Source organism: Streptomyces sp. NPDC020299 (assembly GCF_044387825.1).
Classification (GTDB): Bacteria; Actinomycetota; Actinomycetes; order Streptomycetales; family Streptomycetaceae; genus Streptomyces.
In genome coordinates, this window is the sequence record NZ_JBIRWL010000001.1 from 417,665 (window position 1) to 437,538 (window position 19,874).

General features: G+C 72.8%; 21 protein-coding genes. 12 read left to right on the plus strand and 9 right to left on the minus strand.

Features of this window, described 5'->3' with window-relative positions; genetic code table 11:
- Nucleotides 1–56 precede the first annotated feature (56 nt).
- Nucleotides 57–2,498 (plus strand): right-handed parallel beta-helix repeat-containing protein, encoded by a 2,442-nt coding sequence (locus ACH45E_RS02000; protein WP_361436189.1) that lies wholly within the window; start codon nucleotides 57–59, stop codon nucleotides 2,496–2,498.
- Here ACH45E_RS02000 and ACH45E_RS02005 read toward each other — a convergent pair.
- Nucleotides 2,468–4,846, minus strand: a complete 2,379-nt coding sequence (locus tag ACH45E_RS02005; protein ID WP_361436187.1) for a hypothetical protein — start codon at nucleotides 4,844–4,846, stop codon at nucleotides 2,468–2,470. The genes ACH45E_RS02000 and ACH45E_RS02005 overlap by 31 nt on opposite strands.
- Before the next feature lie 287 nt (nucleotides 4,847–5,133).
- On the opposite strand from ACH45E_RS02005, the gene ACH45E_RS02010 reads away from it, so the two are divergent.
- Together ACH45E_RS02010 and ACH45E_RS02015 are read left to right on the plus strand one after the other, a co-directional pair.
- Entirely contained in the window at nucleotides 5,134–5,964 is an 831-nt protein-coding gene (locus ACH45E_RS02010; protein ID WP_361436185.1) for a DeoR/GlpR family DNA-binding transcription regulator, read from the plus strand.
- 71 nt (nucleotides 5,965–6,035) lie between these two features.
- Nucleotides 6,036–6,497 (plus strand): SRPBCC family protein, encoded by a 462-nt coding sequence (locus ACH45E_RS02015; protein ID WP_361436182.1) that lies wholly within the window; start codon nucleotides 6,036–6,038, stop codon nucleotides 6,495–6,497.
- On the opposite strand, the gene ACH45E_RS02020 is transcribed toward ACH45E_RS02015, so the two are convergent.
- Both ACH45E_RS02020 and ACH45E_RS02025 read right to left on the minus strand, forming a co-directional pair.
- Complete coding sequence (locus ACH45E_RS02020) at nucleotides 6,494–6,751, minus strand: Imm7 family immunity protein (protein ID WP_361436180.1); 258 nt, start codon at nucleotides 6,749–6,751, stop codon at nucleotides 6,494–6,496. The genes ACH45E_RS02015 and ACH45E_RS02020 overlap by 4 nt on opposite strands.
- 60 nt (nucleotides 6,752–6,811) lie before the next feature.
- The gene (locus ACH45E_RS02025; protein ID WP_361436178.1) at nucleotides 6,812–7,936 is read right to left on the minus strand and encodes a PLP-dependent cysteine synthase family protein; all 1,125 of its coding nucleotides are present in this window, start codon (nucleotides 7,934–7,936) and stop codon (nucleotides 6,812–6,814) included.
- Nucleotides 7,937–8,290: 354 nt separating this feature from the next.
- Between ACH45E_RS02025 and ACH45E_RS02030 the strand changes: the two genes are divergently transcribed.
- Both ACH45E_RS02030 and ACH45E_RS02035 read left to right on the plus strand, forming a co-directional pair.
- Complete coding sequence (locus ACH45E_RS02030) at nucleotides 8,291–8,614, plus strand: hypothetical protein (RefSeq protein WP_361436176.1); 324 nt, start codon at nucleotides 8,291–8,293, stop codon at nucleotides 8,612–8,614.
- Between the two features lie 201 nt (nucleotides 8,615–8,815).
- The gene (locus tag ACH45E_RS02035; RefSeq protein ID WP_361436174.1) at nucleotides 8,816–9,361 is read left to right on the plus strand and encodes an ATP-binding protein; all 546 of its coding nucleotides are present in this window, start codon (nucleotides 8,816–8,818) and stop codon (nucleotides 9,359–9,361) included.
- Between the two features lie 45 nt (nucleotides 9,362–9,406).
- Here the strand turns inward: ACH45E_RS02035 and ACH45E_RS02040 are convergent, their stop codons facing one another.
- Complete coding sequence (locus tag ACH45E_RS02040; RefSeq protein ID WP_361436172.1) at nucleotides 9,407–9,697, minus strand: SHOCT domain-containing protein; 291 nt, start codon at nucleotides 9,695–9,697, stop codon at nucleotides 9,407–9,409.
- Between the two features lie 184 nt (nucleotides 9,698–9,881).
- Between ACH45E_RS02040 and ACH45E_RS02045 the strand changes: the two genes are divergently transcribed.
- Genes ACH45E_RS02045 through ACH45E_RS02060 form a run of 4 tightly spaced genes read left to right on the plus strand, consistent with a single transcriptional unit; the run spans nucleotide 9,882 to nucleotide 12,362 of the window.
- A complete protein-coding gene (locus tag ACH45E_RS02045) occupies nucleotides 9,882–10,439 on the plus strand; it encodes a TetR/AcrR family transcriptional regulator (protein ID WP_361436169.1) in 558 nt (185 codons plus the stop codon).
- An 8-nt stretch (nucleotides 10,440–10,447) separates the two neighbouring features.
- Nucleotides 10,448–10,843: a cupin domain-containing protein gene (locus tag ACH45E_RS02050; RefSeq protein ID WP_361436167.1), complete on the plus strand. Its 396-nt coding sequence runs from the start codon at nucleotides 10,448–10,450 to the stop codon at nucleotides 10,841–10,843.
- Between the two features lie 14 nt (nucleotides 10,844–10,857).
- The gene (locus tag ACH45E_RS02055; RefSeq protein WP_361436164.1) at nucleotides 10,858–11,442 is read left to right on the plus strand and encodes a DUF4865 family protein; all 585 of its coding nucleotides are present in this window, start codon (nucleotides 10,858–10,860) and stop codon (nucleotides 11,440–11,442) included.
- A 5-nt stretch (nucleotides 11,443–11,447) separates the two neighbouring features.
- Entirely contained in the window at nucleotides 11,448–12,362 is a 915-nt protein-coding gene (locus ACH45E_RS02060) for a phosphotriesterase (RefSeq protein WP_361436861.1), read from the plus strand.
- Nucleotides 12,363–12,381: 19 nt separating this feature from the next.
- On the opposite strand, the gene ACH45E_RS02065 is transcribed toward ACH45E_RS02060, so the two are convergent.
- The 3 genes from ACH45E_RS02065 to ACH45E_RS02075 all read right to left on the minus strand — a co-directional run bounded on the left by ACH45E_RS02065 (nucleotide 12,382) and on the right by ACH45E_RS02075 (nucleotide 15,257).
- Nucleotides 12,382–13,119: an NUDIX domain-containing protein gene (locus ACH45E_RS02065; RefSeq protein WP_361436161.1), complete on the minus strand. Its 738-nt coding sequence runs from the start codon at nucleotides 13,117–13,119 to the stop codon at nucleotides 12,382–12,384.
- Entirely contained in the window at nucleotides 13,116–14,354 is a 1,239-nt protein-coding gene (locus tag ACH45E_RS02070) for an ROK family protein (RefSeq protein WP_361436158.1), read from the minus strand. Before ACH45E_RS02070 ends, ACH45E_RS02065 begins: the two co-directional genes overlap by 4 nt.
- Before the next feature lie 252 nt (nucleotides 14,355–14,606).
- On the minus strand, nucleotides 14,607–15,257 hold the full coding sequence (locus ACH45E_RS02075; protein WP_361436155.1) for an alpha-ketoglutarate-dependent dioxygenase AlkB: 651 nt from the start codon (nucleotides 15,255–15,257) through the stop codon (nucleotides 14,607–14,609).
- A gap of 67 nt (nucleotides 15,258–15,324) precedes the next feature.
- Here ACH45E_RS02075 and ACH45E_RS02080 point away from each other — a divergent pair, with 67 nt between their 5' ends.
- On the plus strand, nucleotides 15,325–16,461 hold the full coding sequence (locus tag ACH45E_RS02080; RefSeq protein WP_361436858.1) for a methyltransferase: 1,137 nt from the start codon (nucleotides 15,325–15,327) through the stop codon (nucleotides 16,459–16,461).
- Nucleotides 16,462–16,593: 132 nt separating this feature from the next.
- Nucleotides 16,594–17,373, plus strand: a complete 780-nt coding sequence (locus tag ACH45E_RS02085; RefSeq protein WP_361436153.1) for a DeoR/GlpR family DNA-binding transcription regulator — start codon at nucleotides 16,594–16,596, stop codon at nucleotides 17,371–17,373.
- Nucleotides 17,374–17,409: 36 nt separating this feature from the next.
- Here ACH45E_RS02085 and ACH45E_RS02090 read toward each other — a convergent pair whose 3' ends face one another.
- Entirely contained in the window at nucleotides 17,410–17,805 is a 396-nt protein-coding gene (locus tag ACH45E_RS02090; protein ID WP_361436151.1) for a luciferase family protein, read from the minus strand.
- Between the two features lie 237 nt (nucleotides 17,806–18,042).
- On the opposite strand from ACH45E_RS02090, the gene ACH45E_RS02095 reads away from it, so the two are divergent.
- Nucleotides 18,043–18,558 (plus strand): hypothetical protein, encoded by a 516-nt coding sequence (locus ACH45E_RS02095; protein ID WP_361436149.1) that lies wholly within the window; start codon nucleotides 18,043–18,045, stop codon nucleotides 18,556–18,558.
- 71 nt (nucleotides 18,559–18,629) lie between these two features.
- Here the strand turns inward: ACH45E_RS02095 and ACH45E_RS02100 are convergent, their stop codons facing one another.
- The gene (locus ACH45E_RS02100; protein WP_361436147.1) at nucleotides 18,630–19,703 is read right to left on the minus strand and encodes a cellulase family glycosylhydrolase; all 1,074 of its coding nucleotides are present in this window, start codon (nucleotides 19,701–19,703) and stop codon (nucleotides 18,630–18,632) included.
- Nucleotides 19,704–19,874 lie beyond the last annotated feature (171 nt).

The following is a 19,874-nucleotide window of genomic DNA, read 5'->3' on the forward strand; positions in this document are numbered from 1 at the left end:
CGCGCCCCGAAGGCGAACAAGCCTGCAATACGACGAGGTGGGGGCACAGCAACGCCATGGCACAGGGCACGGTCCAGGTGACGCACACCGGCACATCGCGGTGGCGGCGCCGCACGGGTGAGTACGTTTCGCTCGCCGCCGCTCTGGAGGCCGCGGCCGACGGAGACGTCCTCACCGTCGCCCCGGGCACGTACCGGGAGAACCTCGTCGTCCAGCGGGCGGTGACGCTGCGCGGCCCCGAGGGCTCGCCCGGCTCCGTACGCATCGCGCCCCCGGACGGGGTGCCGTTGACGGTGCGTGCCTCGGCGGTGGTGCGGGACCTGCACGTCGAGGGTCAGGACGCGGCCTCTCCCGCCCTGCTCGTCGAGGAGGGTACGCCGGAGCTGATGGACGTGCGAGTCGTCACCCGGTCCGCCGCGGGCATCGAGGTCCGCGGGGGCGCCCGTCCGACCGTGCGCCGCTGCACCGTCGACAATCCGGCCGGCGTCGGCATCGCCGTGCTGGACGGCGGGGGCGGGGTGTTCGAGGAGTGCGAGGTGGTCGCGGCCGGCCAGTCCGGTGTGGCGGTCAGCGGCAGCGGGCACCCCCGGCTGGAGCGCTGCCGGGTGCACCACTCGTCGGGCTCGGGTCTGAGCGTGACCGGCGAGAACTCCGCGCTGGAGGCGGTGGGGTGCGAGGTGTACGAGGTCCGGGGGTCCGGGGTGCAGGTCAGCGCGCGGGCCACCGCCCACCTGACCGACTGCGATGTGCACCGCACCACCGCGGACGGTGTCACCCTCGACACGGACGCCGTGCTCACGCTCGCCGACTGCCGTATCCACGACATCCCGGAGAACGCGGTCGACCTGCGCTCCCGCTCGGTGCTGACCCTGACCCGGACGACGGTGCGTCAGTTCGGGCGCAACGGCCTGTCGGTGTGGGACCCGGGCACCCGTGTGGACGCCAACCAGTGCGAGATCTTCGACAGCACGGGCGACTATCCGGCGGTGTGGGTGAGCGACGGCGCCACCGCGGTGCTCGACTCCTGCCGGGTGCACGACGTGCCGGACGCGCTGTTCGTACTGGACCGTGGCTCGCGCGCGGACGTGGTCGACAGCGATCTCACCCAGGTACGCAACACGGCCGTGTCGGTGAGCGACGGGGCGACCGCCCAGCTCGACGACTGCCGGATCCGGGAGGCGGCGACCGGTGCCTGGTTCCGTGACCACGGCAGCGGCGGCACGCTCAGCAACTGCACCGTGGACGGCACCCAGACGGGCGTGATCGTCACCAAGGGCGCCGACCCCGTCATCGAGCGGTGCACGGTCGACTCCCCCGCGGAGGCGGGTTTCTACGTGTCGGCGGGCGGCCGGGGCAGTTTCCTCGGCTGCCGGGTGACCGGCAGCGGCGGGTACGGTTTCCACGTCATCGACGGCTGCCGTACGACCTTGCGGAAGTGCCGTACAGAGCGGTGTGCGCGCGGCGGCTACGAGTTCGCGGACGGCGGGCCGGACGCGGCGCCCGGCAGCGGTCCGGTCGTGGAGGACTGCACGAGCGACGAGAGCGGCGGTCCGAGACTGTCCGCGGCGCGCGAGACGGCCGTGCAGGCGACGAACGGATCCCCCGGCCTGCTGGGCCTGATGCCCGATCAGCGGGCCGACGCCCCGCAGACCCCGGCCGCTGTCCCCGTCACGCCGGAACAGCCGTCCCGGACGTCCAAGGACGTGCTCGGTGAACTGGACGCGCTGGTCGGCCTGGAGAGCGTCAAGCGGGAGGTCCGCGCCCTCACCGACATGATCGAGGTGGGCCGGCGCCGGCAGCGGGCGGGTCTGAAGGCCGCCTCCGTCAAGCGGCATCTGGTCTTCACCGGCTCCCCCGGCACCGGCAAGACCACGGTCGCCCGCCTCTACGGCGAGATCCTCGCCTCCCTCGGGGTGCTGGACAAGGGGCATCTCGTCGAGGTGTCCCGGGTCGACCTGGTCGGCGAGCACATCGGCTCCACGGCGATCCGCACCCAGGAGGCCTTCGAACGGGCGCGCGGCGGTGTGCTGTTCATCGACGAGGCGTACGCGCTGTCGCCCGAGGACGCCGGCCGTGACTTCGGCAAGGAGGCCATCGACACCCTCGTGAAGCTGATGGAGGACCACCGGGACGCGGTGGTGGTGATCGTCGCCGGCTACACGGCGGAGATGGAGCGGTTCCTTTCCGTCAACCCCGGTGTGGCCTCCCGCTTCTCCCGGACCATCACCTTCGGTGACTACGGCCCCGAGGAGCTGCTGCGGATCGTGCGGCAGCAGGCGGACGAGCACGAGTACCGGCTGGCCGCGGGCGCGTCGGAGGCCCTGCTGAAGTACTTCACGGCCATTCCCAAGGGCCCCGCGTTCGGCAACGGCCGTACGGCGCGCCAGACCTTCGAGGCCATGGTGGAGCGGCACGCGAGCCGGGTCGCGCAGCTCGCCGAGCCGACCACGGACGACCTGACCCTGCTCTACGCCGAGGACCTGCCCGAGCTGCCCTGAGGTTCGCCGTGCACGTGCCGCGGGCCCGGCAGACCGGGGCACAGCCGGGCCAGCAGACGTGCCCGCTCCTCGGCGAACACCGGGTCGGCCTGGTAGTCGGAGTGGCCGAGCAGGGGCGCGGGCAGCGGGTGCGCGGCGGTGCGGCCGTACGCCAGCGGGTCCGCGAGCGGGGTGTGGTCCACCGCGGGGCCGCAGTCGCCGGGCAGGCGGATCGGGCCGCCGATGGGGTCGGTGAGCCGGTAGAGGTTGCGCCAGCAGGCGACCTCCCGGTGCAGCGAGGCGAGCGCGGCCGGGCCGAAGTGGGCCGGGAACCAACGACCGTACAGACGTTCGAGTGGGGAGCCGTACGTCAGCAGGGCGACCCTGCCGCGCACGGCGGGCGTGAGCTGCCAGGCCGCGGCGGCCGCGAGCACACTGCCCTGGGAGTGCCCGGACAGCACCAGACGTCCGCCGGTGCGCCGCGTCCAGGTGGCCATCCGCCAGGTGAGGTCCGGTACGGCGCGCTCGGCGTAGCAGGGTGGTGCGAAGGGGTGCGCGGCGCGCGGCCAGAAGGTGCCGACGTCCCACAGGATGCCGATGGTGCGCCGGGCCGAGGCGTCCTTGTAGGCGCGCCGGCCCCAGGTGACGAACAGTAGGAAGCCGAGGCCGACCAGCCAGGACCCCAGCGCCTGCGAGGCCTCGGCGGCACCCCGGACAACATCGTGGGTCCGCCGGGCGGCCTCGCCCGGGGCCCGGTGGGTCGCCCGGGCACCGGCCAGGGCCCCCGCGCCGAGCAACAGGGTGGCGGCGGCGAGGACACCGACGATCAGTGGCCCGCGGTCGGTGAGGGCGGCCATGGCGCGGGCGCGGGCGATTCGGCGGCTGCGTGCCGGGTCCTCGGGTTCGCCCCGGTGCTCGCGCTCGACCCGGCGCCGCTCGGCGCGGGCGAGCCGGTGGGTGCGCCGGGCCAGCCGGGCCGCCATCGCCAGCAGCACCAGGAGCAGGGGCGGGATCATGGACGCCTGCCAGGTCAGCAGCACCGGCGGGCCGTCGATGGCGGCGCCGGTGCCGTCCAGCCAGTCGGCCACGCGCTGCGCGACACCGCCCGACATCACACCGCCGAGCGCGCAGGCGAGGAGTACGACCGCAGGTCCGCCGAGCCCGCGCATCGCCGCGCGCGGATCGGGGGCCGAGCGGTGCAGCAGGTGCGCCACCACGCCGAGCACGACGGCCAGCAGCCCCTGGACGAGGGCGAGGCCCGCGAAGGCCGTGTCGCCGGGCAGGCGACCGGCGGAGTACCAGCCCGGCCGCGACCAGCCGGCGTACAGCATGACGAGGCCGAGCAGGAGGAGGGCGCCGAGCGGCAGCCGTCGTACGAGGTGCTCGTCGAGCTCCTGGTCGAGGCGGTTCTCGCTGCGGCCCCGACGGCACACCACGGCCACCGTGACGGCCGCCCAGGCGAGCAGCGCCACCGCCAGCAGCCGGCCCAGGGTGTCCAGGGCGGCGGGCCCGCCGGGCCGGCGGTCGAAGCCGGCCACCGGGATCAGCACCGCCGCGGCGACCGTGAGCAGGCCCGCGGCGGTGTGGGCGGCGCGCAGCCGGGCCACCAGGCGGCGGCCGTACCAGAAGCCGGGGCGGCCCAGCGAGGTGGGGCCGGTCTCCTCGTCGGGCTCGGGCGCGCGGTCGAGCGGCTTCTGGGATTCGTACGCGCTCCAGGTGCGGTGCGAGAGGTACCAGAGGAGGGCGGTGAGGGCGGCCGGTACCAGGGCGGCCACGGCGAGCCGCCGCCCGGGCCGGCTCCACCAGCCCGCGCCGGACCCGGCGGGTGAGAGGAAGCCCAGCCAGGAGTGCCGGCGGGCGCAGGGGCCGGTGCCCGCGCACTGCCAGGCCGCCAGGTCGAGGGCGACCTCGCAGGCCGCCGCGACCAGCAGGACGGTCAGCGTGAGCCCGGCCAGCCGCACCAGCAGCCCGTACAGCCGCGCCGTGCGGGGCCGGCCGGGCGCGGCGGGGCGCATCCAGTGGGCGAGGTTGACGACCATGAACGGCAGCAGCAACAGCCACAGGGCGCGTGCGCCGTTGCCGGAGGTCAGGTTGCACCAGACGTACGCCTCCGGCACGGGTCCGGCACGGTGGCCGCCGGGTCTCTCCCCTCCGTCGGTCTCCCCGGCATCGACGTCCTCGGCTCGCCGGAACACGGCCGCCGTGTCGTCGCCGGTGACCCGTACCGTGCGCGGATCGCCGAGCATCTTCTCCGGTGTGGTGCCCCCGACCCCGTGGACCAGGAGTTCCAGGGCGGCTCCGGTGTCCTCCGGCCGCGTGGCGAGGCCGTGCGCGCCGCCCGCGACGGCACGTTCCTGTGCACGTTCCACTGTTCGCACTTCCCCCGTGACGCGCCGATGGCTTGTGTCCGCGCATGTACCAGGATCACCCGTTGCACTGTGACCTACACCACTCATCATGGAATCTCCCCGATCCGCATGAAGAGCGGCGGTACATGTGATGTCCGAATGACATGTGCGCGTCGACGCGGCAGTGGCGCCACCGGGGCCCGCACGTGACAAGATGAGACGCCCGCGCACCGGGGACGGACGGAACGTCCTGGTCGGAGCAGGTGCGAAGCGAGGCGGGCGGCTGAGGCGAAAGGACCGGAGCGTACGTGAGCGAGAATCAGAACCTCCTCGCGGAGCAGCGGCGCGCCCTGATCCTCGATGAGGTCCGGCGCCGCGGCGGCGTGCGGGTCAACGAACTGACCCGCAAGCTCGGCGTGTCGGACATGACCGTGCGCCGTGATCTGGACGCCCTGGCCCGCCAGGGGGTGCTGGAGAAGGTGCACGGCGGCGCGGTGCCGGTCGTCGAGGCGAGCACGCACGAACCCGGCTTCGAGGCCAAGTCGGGGCTTGAGCTGACCGCCAAGGAGGACATCGCGCGGTCCGCCGCGGAGCTGGTCACGCCGGGCACGGCGATCGCACTGTCGGGCGGCACGACGACGTATGCGCTGGCCCACCACCTGGTCGAGGTACCCGACCTGACCGTGGTGACGAACTCGGTACGGGTCGCGGACGTCTTCCACGCGGCGCAGCGCTCCTCGGGGCAGCGGCAGGGCGCGGCCACGGTGGTGCTGACCGGCGGGGTGCGCACCCCGTCCGACTCCCTGGTGGGGCCGGTCGCCGACCAGGCGATCGCGGCGCTCCACTTCGACATGCTGTTCCTGGGGGTGCACGGGATATCGGTGGAGGCCGGGCTGTCGACGCCGAACCTGGCGGAGGCGGAGACCAACCGCCGGCTGGTGCAGTCCGCGCGGCGCGTCGTGGTGGTCGCCGACCACACCAAGTGGGGGACCGTGGGGCTGAGCTCCTTCGCCGCGCTGGAGCAGGTCGACACGCTGGTGACGGACGCGGGGCTGCCCGCCGAGGCACGGTCGGAGATCGCCGAGCACCTGCGGCGACTGGTGGTGGCGGGCGAACCCGACGAGGGTGCAGACATCTGACGACCCGTCAGCTAGGGTGACCGGCCGAGCGTCCGCTGCCCACCAGGTTCCCACGAGGGGGTCTGTCACCCATGTCTCACCGTCTGCGCCCGGTGGGGATCGACTTCACCGGGACCGCCCCCGTCCGGCTGGTGTTCGCCCGGGAGATGGCCGCGGCGCCCGAGGCGGTCTTCCGCGCGCTCGCCGAGGACGTGCCCGGCTGGCAGCAGTGGTTCTCGGCGGTGGTGTCCGCCCGGCCGACCGAGACCGGACGCCGGATCCGGCTGCGGGGCGGCACCCGCTTCGAGGAGTCGGTCCTGCTCGCCGAGCCCCCGGAGGTGTACGCCTACCGCGTCGACGTGACGAACGTTCCCGGCGCCCGGGCCTGGGCCGAGGAGTGGCGACTCACCCCGGCCGGCACCGGCACCCGGGTACGGATGACCTTCGCCCTCGACGGCACGCCCCCCTTCCGCCTGATGTGGTCCCTGGCCCGCCCGGGCGTGGGCCGGGCGTTCCGCAGGGCGGTAGCGGCACTGGACCGGCGCCTGGCCTAGGACTCCTCGATGCCGAAGGGGTCCTCCAGTGTCGGGACGCATGGCGACAGCAGCGGCTCCGTGTGCTCGCTCACCGCGCCCCGGACGAGCCGGAGAACGCGGACCTCGTTCCCGTGGCCGGGGTCCTCGTCATCGCGGATGTGGACGAGTCGTAGGACCCGGGGGCGACGGGTCCCACATGGGCCCGGAGCCCGTCGACGATCCGTCTCAGCCGGACCTCGTCGTCGCCGACGCTCTCCCGGACCGTGATCCAACCGTGGTACTCGGAAACGGGCCGGCCCTAGGGGGAGTCGCTCCTGGACCGCCGGGGCGGGTCAGGCCGGCCACACGCCCGTCAGCAGGAGTGAGTCGATCGCCGCGGCGTACGGGGTGATGTCCAGGCCCTGCTCCGCCAGCCACGCGTCGGAGTAGTACTTGTCGAGGTAGCGGTCGCCGGGGTCGCAGAGCAGGGTGACCACGCTGCCCGTGCGCCCCTCGGCCACCATCTCGGAGACGATCTTCAGGGCGCTCCACAGGCCGGTGCCGGTGGAGCCGCCCGCCTTGCGGCCGATGGACCGCTCCAGCGCACGTACGGCGGCGACGCTGGCGGCGTCGGGGACCTTCATCATGCGGTCGACGGCGCCGGGCACGAAGCTGGGCTCCATGCGGGGGCGGCCGATGCCCTCGATGCGGGAACCGCAGTCGCAGGTGACGTCCGGATCGCCGGTGGTCCAGCCCTCGAAGAAACACGAGTTCTCCGGATCGGCGACACAAATGCGGGTGTCATATTGCATGTAGTGGACGTAGCGCGCGAGGGTCGCCGAGGTGCCGCCGGTGCCCGCCGTGGCGACGATCCACGCCGGCTCCGGGAACCGCTCCAACCGCAGCTGCCGGAAGATGGATTCGGCGATGTTGTTGTTGCCGCGCCAGTCCGTGGCCCGTTCGGCGTAGGTGAACTGGTCCATGTAGTGGCCGCCGGTCTCCCCCGCGAGGCGGGCGGACTCCTCGTACATCTTCCGGGAGTCGTCCACGAAGTGACACCGGCCGCCGTGGAACTCGATGAGGCGGCACTTCTCGGCGCTCGTCGTGCGGGGCATCACCGCGATGAAGGGCACGCCGATCAGCTTGGCGAAGTACGCCTCGGAGACGGCCGTCGAGCCGCTGGACGCCTCGATCACCGGGCGACCCGGACGGATCCAGCCATTGCACAGGCCGTAGAGGAACAGGGACCGGGCGAGGCGGTGCTTGAGGCTGCCGGTCGGATGAGTCGACTCGTCCTTCAGGTACAGGTCGACGCCCCACTGCTCGGGCAGCGGGAAGCGCAGCAGGTGCGTGTCGGCCGAGCGGTTGGCGTCGGCCTGCACTTTGCGGACGGCCTCTTTCAGCCAGTCGCGGTACGTGGTGTCACTTCGGTCGACGTCGAGGGTGGCGCCGGTCCGGGTCTGTGGGGTGGTACTCACGGCGGGACTCCTTACGCTTCGCTCCGACGGCGCCTCGCGCGGCCTACAGACCGATCATAAGCACCTTCCGCACCGCTTCCCACCTGCATAAACGCATCTTTGGGCGACTCAAAGGCGCCCCTGGGGCAGGCTGGTTCGGACCATGTGCGAACCGCAGGGGGCGCATTCATGCGAGTGCTCCGGGCGCCGGTCGCACGCACGCCCCGCGGACTGGTGCTCGGCGGCACACGCGGGCAGACTGCACCGACGGGACGGGGGCGCACACTGGATCACACGGATGTACGAAGGGCAGGGCTGGATCACGACCCGGAAGGGCTCGGGTCCGGCCGGCGACGCGCAAGGGGGCGGCGAGGGATGGCGGAGCCGGAGTTCACGGCCACGGGCGTGCGGATCGGAAAGCGGCTGCGTTCGCTGACCCGGGCCGGACAGGTCCGGATCAACGACGGCAGGCTGGAGTTGCTCACCAGCTACGGCAGCGAGATCGACAGCGCGCCGGTGCAGGCGGTGCGCGCCTCCAAGCCCTGGTTCGCCCCGGAGGACCGGGCCCTCGCGGACCTCAACGGGAAGCGGTACCTGCTGACCCTGGGTGAGCACGACCCCGCCCCGGGCGAGCCGGGGCCGCCCGGGGCACGCCGGTTCATCGAGGCCGTGCGCCGGGCCGCCGGACACGGCGGCTGAGCGCGGCGAGTTGCGGGACCGCACCCCTTGCGTCACTCTGGTTCCACGTCACTCTGGGTTTACCGGCGATAACGCTGCGAACCAGCCCGCCGGCCACGACAGCAGGCGGACGTTTGGACGCAAGCACCCTGCTGGATCTGTTCTCCGTGTTCTCCGTGTTCCTCCGGGTTCGACCGGACCTCACATCGGGGAGTCGCAGCCGTGATCAGTCATCCAAAGCACTGCACGGTGGAGCTCCAAGCCCTGCCGTCGCGGATCGGCCAGGTCCGCAGAATCGTATCTGCGCAGTTGCGCTACTGGCATCTGGACGCGTTGATAGACCGGGCCTCGCTCGGTGTGACCGAGTTGCTGAGCAATGTTCACCGGCACGCCCAGCCGGACAAGTTGTGCACGGTGGAGATGGAGCTGGTCCTCGACCGGCTCATGGTGTCGGTGCGCGACCACGATCCGCGCCTGCCCGTGGCCGGGGACATCGCGGACCTCGGACCGCTGGCCACCTGCGGGCGCGGGCTCGCGATGGTGGCCGCGGTGAGCGAGAGCTGGGGCGCGCGGCCGGACGGCGAGAAGGGCAAGGTCGTGTGGTTCACGCTGCCCGCACCCTCCGCGACCGAGCGGCAGCCGGCCCGTCCCCCGCGACGCGTGACCACCGAGGCACCCGCACGCCGTTTCGAGCCGGTCGCAGTGGAACCCGCGGCCTGCACCCCTGTCCCGGTCCACGCTCCCGTCCGGTCGACCGTCGCGGGTTGACCGGGCGGGAGCCCGGGCGGGCGGCTCGGCCGGGTCACAGGGCGCTCATGCCGCACCGCCCTTGCCGATCCGGCCGAAGTGCTCCTCCAGGACGGAGAGCCGGCGCCAGTACTCGTCCTCGTCGATCTCGCCGGAGGCGAAACGGCGGCCGAGGACGGCGATCGGCGCGTCGCCCGCCGGGCGTCCGCCGTCCGTCCCGCGCCAGGGTCCGCCGCGCCCGCGCCGGACGGTGTGGCGCAGGAAGGTCACGACGCCGATGACGACGGCCGCCCAGATCAGCGGGAAGAAGAGGATCCACGGGCCGGGCCCGCCGTCCCAGTTCGCCAGCGTCTGCATCTCGGTTCATCTCCCCAGTCGGAAAGCGTGTGTTCGGTGACGCTTCGAGACTGGCTCCGGGGAGGGGTCCGGGTCGTCGTACGGCCAGCGGCAGTGCGCGTACCTCCTGGGGAGTACGAGCATCCCTTCGCGCTGCTCCACAAAGGCCTCGACACCTGTAACTACTAGTATGTACAGTAGGGGCATGAGCACTTCGGACCGACTCATCGAGTCCACCCGTGAGCTGTTGTGGGAGCGCGGTTACGTGGGCACCAGCCCGAAGGCGATCCTGGAGCGCGCGGGCGCCGGACAGGGCAGCATGTACCACCACTTCAAGGGAAAGCCCGACCTCGCGCTGGCGGCGATCCGGCGGACGGCCGACGAGCTGCGGGCCACCGCCGAGGGAGTACTCGCCGGGCCGGGGACGCCGTACGAGCGCATCGAGGCGTACCTGCGCCGCGAGCGCGACGTGCTGCGCGGCTGCCCGGTCGGGCGGCTGACGATGGATCCGGACGTCATCGCGAGCGACGAGCTGCGCGCACCGGTCGACGAGACGCTCGACGCGATCCGTGAGCTGATCGCCGGAATCGTCGAGGAGGGCAAGGAGCAGGGCCAGTTCGCGCCTTCGCTGGACGGCGAGGAGATCGCGGCGACGGTCCTGGCCACCGTCCAGGGCGGCTATGTCCTCGCCCGTGCCTCCGGCTCCCCCACTGCCTTCGACGCCGGCGTCCGAGGGCTGCTGTCCCTCCTCGCCCCGCGATAGGAGCCCACGTGCGCATCACGAGGAAACGCCCCGACACACAGCAGGGTCCGGCGGAGAACTTCACCGGCACGGTGTGGCTCGACGAGGTGGCCGCGCCCGAATCCCCCTCCCGGCTGCGGATGTTCAACGTGCACTTCGCGCCCGGCGCGCACACCGCCTGGCACCGGCACCCGCACGGCCAGGTGCTGCACGTCCTGGAGGGCGAGGGACTGGTCCGGCGCAGGGGCGGCCCCGTCGAGGCGATCCGGGCCGGCGACACGGTGTGGATCGAGCCGGGCGAGTGGCACTGGCACGGCGCGGCGCCCCGCACCTTCATGACGCACCTCGCGGTCGTCGAGGCCGCCGACGACGGGACCACCACCGAGTGGGACGCGCGCGTGGCCCCCGACGACTACCCGGCCTGAGGAAGGATCCCGGCATGCACGCGCTGCAGTACGAGCTGACGTTCCCCGCCGACCACGACATGGAGATCATCCGCTCCCGGGTGGCCCGCATCGGGCACCGGCTCGACGACTGGGAGGGCCTCGGCCTCAAGGCGTATCTGATGCGTGCGCGCGGGGCGCACGGATCGCCGGTCAACCAGTACGCGCCGTTCTACCTGTGGAACACCGTCGAGGGCATGAACCGCTTCCTGTGGGGCGGTGCCTTCCAGGGGCTCGTCGACGATTTCGGGCGGCCGGTGGCACGGCGGTGGTCGGGGCTGGCGTACGAGGAGGGAGCCGCCGCGGGCTCCCGGGCCGTCGTCGCCGTGCGCCGGCGCGAACCGGTGCCGGACGGGGCCGAGTTGACCGGGGTGATGGCGGAGGCGGTGCGTGAGACCGGACGGCTGGCCGCCGAGGACGGTGCCGTGCTGGCGGCGGCCGCCGTGGACACGCACCACTGGGAGCTGGTCCACTTCTCGCTCTGGGAGCACGACACACCCAAGGCGCCCGGGGACGTCTTCCAGGTGCTGCACCTGTCGGCACCCGGGAGGGAACGGCTGCCCCGCGGACGGCAGTGGTGACGGCAGTGGGGAGCGCCACCGTCCGTACGGTGCTCGGCGACATCCGACCCGAGGACCTGGGCGTGTGCGACGCGCACGACCACCTCTTCCTGAGCAGCCCCCGGTTGCCCGGGCAGGAGCTGAACGACGCCGCCGCCGCGCGCGCCGAACTGGACGCGTTCCGCGCGGCGGGCGGGGCGAGCGTGGTGCAGTGGACGCCGTACGGAATGGGCCGCCGGGCCGCCGACCTGCCGCCACTGTCCCGGGCCGCCGGGGTGCGTCTGGTGTGCGCCACGGGGCTGCACCAAGCGGCGCACTACACCCCGGAGTCGCTCGCCGGGCTGCGCGGCCGGCTCGCCGCCGTGTTCGTCGCCGAACTGACCGAGGGCATCGGCACGTCCGGGGTCCGCGCCGGACTGATCAAGGTGGCGGGCGGCTTCCACGCCCTCGACGCGCACGCCCGCTGGACGATGACCGCCGCGGCCGAGGCGCACCACGCGACGGGCGCGCCGATCGCCGTACACCTGGAGCTGGGCACCGGTGCGCTCGACGTACTGGACCTGCTGTGCGGCGAGTTGGGCGTGCCGCCGCACCGGGTGATCCTCGGGCACCTCAACCGCTCCCCCGACCCCGTGGTGCAGCGGCAGGCCGCGGACTCCGGCTGCTGGCTGGCGTTCGACGGGCCGTCCCGTGCCCATCACGCCACCGACTGGCGGATGCCGGATGCCGTACAGGCCCTGGCCGAGGCCGGGTTCGGGCACCGGCTGCTGCTCGGCGGGGACACGGTGGTCGCCGGGGGACGATCGGTCGACGGCGGGCCGGGGATGCCGTATCTGCTGCGCCAGGTACGGCCGCGCCTGGAGGCCGTGCTCGGCCCGGAGCCGGTGCGGGCGATCCTCGCCGACAACCCCGGGCTGGCGTTCGCCGTCGACTGGCGGTGAGTCGCCTCCCCCGGACGGGTCAGGCGCTCGTCTCCGTCAAGTGCCGGACGACCGGCTCCAGGTAGTCGACGAGCGGGCCGTCCAGGGCGGTCAGTTCGTCAGGTGAGCGGAGCAGAGTGATCCGGTCGAACTCGGGATCGTGGCCCTCGGCCTTCTCCGTGGCGGCCAGGGCCGCGTACCGCTCGTGCAGCAGCGCGGCGGGGCACGGTGGGGCGAGGAACAGGACACCGACGGACCCGTTGCTCCCACGGGTGGCGAGCCGCAGGGTCAACGCCTCCGGCACGGTGTCCGAGCCGATCTCCTCGGCCAGTTCACGGGCCGCGTGCCGGCGCAGGGCGGCCACGTCCAAGTCCTCCCCGGAACCCGGCGGTTCGACGTTGCCGCCCGGCAGCTGCCAGCGGCCCGGGGCGGCGGTCCACGGCGCCATCCGGCCCACCAGCAGGCTCCCGTCGTCGGCCGGCTGCGCGACGGACACGAAGAGGGACGGCAGCCAGGCGGGGGCTCCCGGGACCCTGCGCAGGGCGCGCGACCGGTATGTGGTGCGGGTCCAGGACAGGACCAGGGCGTGCGGTTCTTCCACGGCCAGTCCCGTGAGGGCCGCCAAGGGACCGTCGAACAGGGCCGGATTGGCCCGGACCGCCTCCTCCCACACGCGGTCCATCGCCGAGCGTTCCCCCGGGGACAGCTCGGGCGGCGGCGTCTCGACCAGCCGGATGTCCCGCGCCCGCAGGAGTTCGACGGCAGGCGGCTCGGTCATCGCAGCGCCCCCAGTGGATCGTCGAGCACCGGCTGCCAGGCCAGCTCGGCCGCGCCGACCAGGCTGTTGTGGTCGAGGGTGCAGGGCAGGATGGGGACGCCGCCGCTCTGGCCCCACAGGCTGCGGTCGGCGACGACCGCGCGGAGCCGGTCGGGGTCGGCGTCGAGCAGGGTGCGGTGCAGGCCGCCGAGGATGATGCGGTCGGGGTTGAGGATGTTCACCAGGCCCGCCAGGCCCAGGCCGAGGCGGTCGATCAGCGCCTCGGCGGCGGTGCGGACCGTCGGGTCGGCGTAGTGGTGGCCGACCAGGTCGATGGCCTGCTGGAGCAGGGACATTTCGGGGCCCGGGTCGCGGCCCGCCTCGATGAGCAGGGCCAGCGGGTCCGCCTCGACGTCGAGACAGCCGCGGCTGCCGCAGTGGCAGGGGCGGCCCTCGGGGTTGACGGTGAGGTGGCCGACCTCCAGGGCGAGTCCCGAACTGCCCGTGTGCAGGCGGCCGTCCAGCACCAGGGCGCCGCCGACGCCCCGGTGGCCGGTGGCCACGCACAGCAGGTCCCGGGCGCCCCGGCCGGCGCCGTGCCGGTGTTCGGCGAGCGCGGCGAGGTTCACGTCGTTGCCGGCGAAGGCGGGCCCGGTGATCCCGGCCGCGCGCACGCACTCGTCGAAGATCCGGCGCACCGGCGCGCCCACGGGCCAGGCCAGGTGCAGCGGATTGAGGGCCAGGCCGTCCGGTTCGGCCACCGCCGACGGCACGGCGAGCCCTGCGCCGACACAGCGCCGGCCGGTACGGCGCAGCAACTCGGCGCCCGCCTCCACGACGGAGCCGAGCACCTTCGCCGGGTCGGCGTCGACGGTCTCGCAGCCGGGCGCGGTCGCCACGATCCGGCCGCCGAGCCCGACCAGCGCCGCCCGGAACCCGTCGGCGTGGACCTGCGCGGCCAGCGCGACGGGCCCGTCCCCGGCGACCTCCAGCCGGTGCGAGGGACGCCCCTGGGAACCGGCCGCCGCGCCGGGCCGGGCGTCGACCCGGATCAGGCCGAGCGCCTCCAGTTCGGCGGCGACCGCGCCGGCCGTCGCCCGGGTGACGCCCAGTTCGGCGGTGAGGACGGCCCGGGTCGGCGCCCGCCCGGTGTGCACGAGCTCCAACGCGGGCCCGAGCGCACCGCGCCCCCGGTCCAGCCGCGTCCTCGAGGTGGTCCCATCCCCCGCTGCCCGGGGGTCCGCCTTGCCGCTCATGAGGGCGAGTCTCCCATGATCCGTTGACCGCACGGTCGGCGCCGCGAGCCAGTGCCCCGGCAGGCGACGTTCGCCCGTCAAGGAGCGGCGTCCGGTGCGTGCTCTCGCCGTGCCGGCCGGAAGGCCCCGTCGACGGGCCGGACGTACTTGGGCTTTCGGCCGGTGCGGCGAGTGGGGGCACCTCCCACGCCCTTGAGGCAGTGGGAGAGCGTGCCGGGCGTCGCGACGGGGCGAACGTCGCCTGTCGGCGTACTAGAAACCGCTCACCCGCAGGGTGATGTTGAGCCGCCCGGTCAGCCCGAGCGCGGGCGGTGCCGTTCCGGCGTGCACCCGGGGCACGCCGTGGTAGGCGAGCCTGGACGGGCCGCCGAAGACGAACAGGTCGCCGCTGCGCAGTTCGACGTCGGTGTAGGGCCTGGCCCGGGTCTCGGTGTTGCCGAAGCGGAACACGCAGGTGTCGCCGAGGCTGAGCGAGACCACCGGCGCGCCGGAGGTCTCGTCGCTGTCGCGGTGCATGCCCATGCGGGCGTCGCCGTCGTAGAAGTTGATCAGGGCGATGTCGTACTCCGCCCCCGTGGCGGCCTCCGGGCCGAGCGCGTCGGCGACCGCGCGGCGGCCCAGCTCGCCCAGCCAGGCGGGGAAGGGCTTCACGGGGGTGCCGTCGCCGTCGACGACCGTGCGGGCGTAGGCGTACGGGTACCAGTGCCGGCCCAGACAGACCTGCCGGGCGGTCATCGTGCCGCCGCCGGGCGTGCGGACGGTGCGCAGGCCGGCCGGCGGGCGGGCCCATTCCCGGCAGGCGGCCAGCAGCTCGCGCTGTGCGCCGGCGTCCAGCCAGTCCGGGACGTGCACGGCGCCCGGCACGACGTGGGTGCGCCCCCTGGGAAACAGCTCCGCCTCCATACCCCCATCCTGCCCGACGGGCCCTGAGCTGCGGCTCGGCTAGCCTGGACGCACGATGAACGACCGTATGACGACTCCGTGGGGCGAGTTCGAGCTGTCCCGCCACCCCGAGGATCCGCGCGACAGGCTGCGGGCCTGGGACGCCTCCGACGCGTATCTGCTCCGGCATCTGGCCGAGGAGCGGATCCCCCTGTCCGGCGCGGTCGTGGTCGTCGGGGACCGCTGGGGCGCCCTGGTCACGGCACTCGCGGCGCACCGGCCGGCGCAGATCACCGACTCGTACCTCAGCCAGGAGGCGACCCGCGCGAACCTCGCCCAAGCCGGTGCGGAAGCCGGCGCGGTGCGCCTGCTGACCACCCAGGATCCGCCGCCCGGGCGCATCGACGTCCTGCTGGTCCGGGTGCCGAAGAGCCTGGCGCTCCTGGAGGACCAGTTGCTGCGGCTGGCGCCCGCCGTGCACGAGGGCACGGTCGTCGTCGGCACCGGCATGGTGAAGGAGATCCACACCTCGACCCTGCGGCTGTTCGAGCGGATCCTCGGCCCGACCAGGACCTCACTGGCGCGGCAGAAGGCCCGGCTGATCTTCTGCACCCCGGACCCGGCGCTGGAGCGCCCGGCCAACCCTTGGCCGTACAGCTACGACCTGCCCGACGGCATCGGCGTGGCCTCCGGGCGTACGGTCGTCAACCACGCGGGCGTGTTCTGCGCGGACCGGCTCGACATCGGCACCCGGTTCTTCCTCCAGCACCTGCCGGGCGCCGACGGGCCGCGCCGGGTGGTGGACCTCGGCTGCGGCAACGGCGTCGTCGGTACGGCGGTGGCGCTGGCCGACCCGGCCACCGAGGTGCTGTTCGTCGACGAGTCGTACCAGGCGGTGGCGTCGGCGGAGGCCACGTACAAGGCCAACGGGGTGCCCGGGCACGCCGAGTTCCGCGTCGGGGACGGACTGGCCGGGGTGGCCCCCGGCAGCGTGGACGTCGTTCTGAACAACCCGCCGTTCCACTCCCACCAGGCGACGACGGACGCGACCGCCCGGCGCATGTTCACCGGGGCGCGGCACGCGCTGCGGCCGGGCGGCGAGCTGTGGGTGATCGGCAACCGGCACCTGGGCTACCACGTGCAGCTGCGCCGTCTGTTCGGCAACAGCCGACTGGTCGCGAGCGACCCGAAGTTCGTGGTGCTCAAGGCCGTGAAACGGGCCTGACCCAGCAGCGGGTACGGGCGAGCCACGCTTGCTTTTTCTTGCAAGTTAATGCCAGCTTTCGAGCATAATCAAGCATTTGGTTCCGGCCGGGGTGCGCTAGGGTCGCGGCATATCGGGAAACGGAGGCCGCTGATGTCACGCGACGCCCGCTGGAAGGCGCTGCTGGAGCTGCTCGTCGAACGCGGCCGCCTGGAGGTCGAGGAGGCGGCGGCCGAGCTGGAGGTGTCGCCCGCGACGATCCGCCGGGACTTCGACCGGCTCGCCGAGCAGCAGATGCTGGTGCGCACCCGGGGCGGGGCGGTGGTGCACGGGGTGTCGTACGAACTGCCGTTGCGCTACAAGACGGCCCGCCACGCCTCTCAGAAGCAGCGCATCGCCGAGGCGGTCGCGGCTCTCGTCGCGCCGGGCGAGGCGGTGGGCCTGACCGGTGGCACGACCACCACCGAGGTGGCCCGCGCGCTGGCCGTGCGCGGCGACCTCGCCTCGGGCTCACCCGCGCTGACCGTGGTCACCAACGCGCTCAACATCGCCAACGAGCTCGCCGTGCGGCCCCAGTTCAAGATCGTGGTGACCGGCGGGGTGGCCCGCCCGCAGTCGTACGAACTCGTCGGTCCGCTCGCCGACGGCGTGCTCGGCCAGATCACCCTCGACGTGGCGGTGCTCGGAGTGGTCGCCTTCGACGTCGAGCACGGCGCGGCGGCGCACGACGAGGCGGAAGCCGCGATCAACCGGCTGCTGTGCGAGCGCGCGGAGCGGGTGGTCGTCGCCGCCGACTCCAGCAAACTGGGCCAGCGGGCCTTCGCCCGGATCTGTGCGGCCGATTCGGTGAACACACTGGTCACGGACACGGAGGTGGACCAGGAGACCGTGCGCCGGTTCGAGGAGGCGGGGGTGCGGGTCGTCGCGGTGTGACCCCGGCTCCCGGACGTGGGGCCACCCGGCCCGCCGTCAGATCCCGCCGGGGGCCGCCCGCACGAACCCGGCACCCCGCTGGTCGTTGCAGCCGAGCGCCGGCCGGTCACCCGGGTCCGGCCAGGTCTGCTGGGCCTGCAGGGCGACACTCACCAGCGTCAGCAGCAGGTCCACGTCGCTCGCGGCGTCGAGACGGATGGTCACCCACTGCGAACCCGGGACGATACGGATCGCCCCCGAGCCCTTGAGGTTCTTGGCGAAATGCCGGATGGCGCGGGCCGTCAGCCGCAGATCGACATCCCGGTCCGAGTGGAAGTGGGCGATCTCGCCCCCGGCCGAACTCACCGCCTGCCCCAGGCCGCAGCTCGGCGCCGCCTGTCTCAGGTCCGGCCAGGTCGCCAGTTGCGCAAGCGCGCGCGAGGCCAACGTCATGGGCCCATCATGGCGTGCTCACCCTCCCGCAACCAGCGCGTGAGCGAGTATTAACCGCTCCGTATCAGCGACTTGTCCGAACTCGCGCCTTCTGCACCCCGGATCAAGTCGGCGATCATCAGCGGGCCGCACCTCTTGTACCTCGTTCGTGTCATGGGTCTCCAGCCGCACCTTCACTCCGGACTCACAACGGCTACATTCACCCGTCACAGAAGTAAGCGTCACCAAGGGGGACGAATGAGCCAGCAGTACCCACACCAGCCGAAGAAGAAGGGCAGCACGGGCAAAATCGTGGGCTTGGGCTGCCTCGGCGTGGTCGCCCTGTTCGTCATCATCGCCATCGCCGCCGCCGGGGGATCCGGCAAGAGCGGCAGCGGCGCGACCGCCACGTCGCAGAAGAACAGCGGCAGTCACGCCAGGTCCGGCGGCTCCCAGGCGGACAAGGCGGCGGACACCGTCGTCTTCAAGGTGTGGGGAACCGCACCGAGCGGCGCGGCCGGCCCGCTCGACATCACCTACGGCTCGGACAGCGACAACCGGCAAGGGCACTGGAAACAGGACGGGTTCACCGCGACGCTGCCGCTGCACAAGGAAGCCCTGTACTACAGCCTGACGGCGCAGCTGGCGGGCTCCGGGGACATCCACTGCTCCGTCACCATCGCAGGGACGACGAAGACCGGCCACGCCTCCGGGGGTTACAACATCTGCTCCGCCCAGCTGAACTCCGGCTTCGGCGGCGACTGGGAGGGATGACGGGACATCCGTGAGGTCCGCCCCGCCGAGCACACGATCGACGGGGCGAAACAGCCAGACCTCCGGCGGGGTCAGGGCTTGACGGGCTTCCCGCGTCCCCAGCCCCAGGCGAGCCGGTCGGCGCCGGTCTGGTTGGTGGTCTCCAGCCAGGGCCGGGAGGCGTCGCCGACGAGCTTCTGCATCGAGTAGATGTCGTCGGTGCGCAGGCCGGGCCAGTACACGGACCCCATCCCGAGCTTGCGGAAGGTGTCGGTGTCGGCCTGGATGAAGTTGATGAAGTTGTTGTCGGCGGCCGGGTGGTCGTAGTCGAGGCCCGTGGTCATCGGGGCACCGAACTCGTCGGCGACGGTGCGGTTCGCGCAGTCACCGAGGCGCTCCTTGAGGTCGGCCGCCCACTGGTCGTAGGTGGCGTAGTCCTTCCAGAACCCGTAGTGGTGCAGCGACAGGTAGGTGCCCTTCAGCCGCGGGTCGGCGCAGACCGAGGTGACATGGTCGTTGTAGCCGGCGCCGCTGACGAACACCCGGTTGCGGGGGACGGAGGAGTAGGTGTCGAGCCACTTCGCGGCTATGTCGGCCCATGCGGTGTCGGTGTAGCCGTGGGGCTCGTTCATCGGCTCGAAGTAGACGTGCTTGTCGTTCTTGTAGGCCTTCACCACGGTGTTCCACATGGGCCAGTAGGTGGCCTCGTCGTCGATGAAGCCGTCCTTCTTGGCGCCCGTGCCCTCCCAGTAGGACAGGATGACCTTGAAGCCCTTGTCCGAGGCCGCGTCGATGACCGCGCGGTACGACTTCCAGTACGCGCCGTTGACCGTGTACGGGTTGATGGGCAGCCGGACGGTGTTGGCGCCGAGGTTGGCGCGGAACGCCGAGATGATCCGGGTCGCCTTGGCGTAGGTCCGGGCGTAGTTGTCGGAGGTCGACAGGCCGGACAACTGGAGGTAGTCGTCGGCGTAGTTGTCACGCGGGTCCGCCCAGTTGACGCCCCTGAACTGGCTCGTTCCGCTCGGCGCGGCGGAGGCGGCGGACGCGGCGGAGGCCGCGGGGCTGCCGGCCAGGGTCGCACCGCTCACCGCGGTGATCGCGACCGCCACGCAGGCGGCGCGCAGTCGGGGGGTGAGGCGGTTGCTGGCGGGGGTCTTGCTCATCGACGTGCCCTTTCCAGAGGTGGCGACTCGGCGCCTCACATGTTTACGTAAACATGACCTCCCGTCGCAGGGGATGTTTACGTAAACTCGGCGGCGCCGGAATCGTGGCATCCACCCCAGCGGGCGTCAAGGTTCCTCACGCGTAACATCTGGTGGATCGCGTAACAGGGC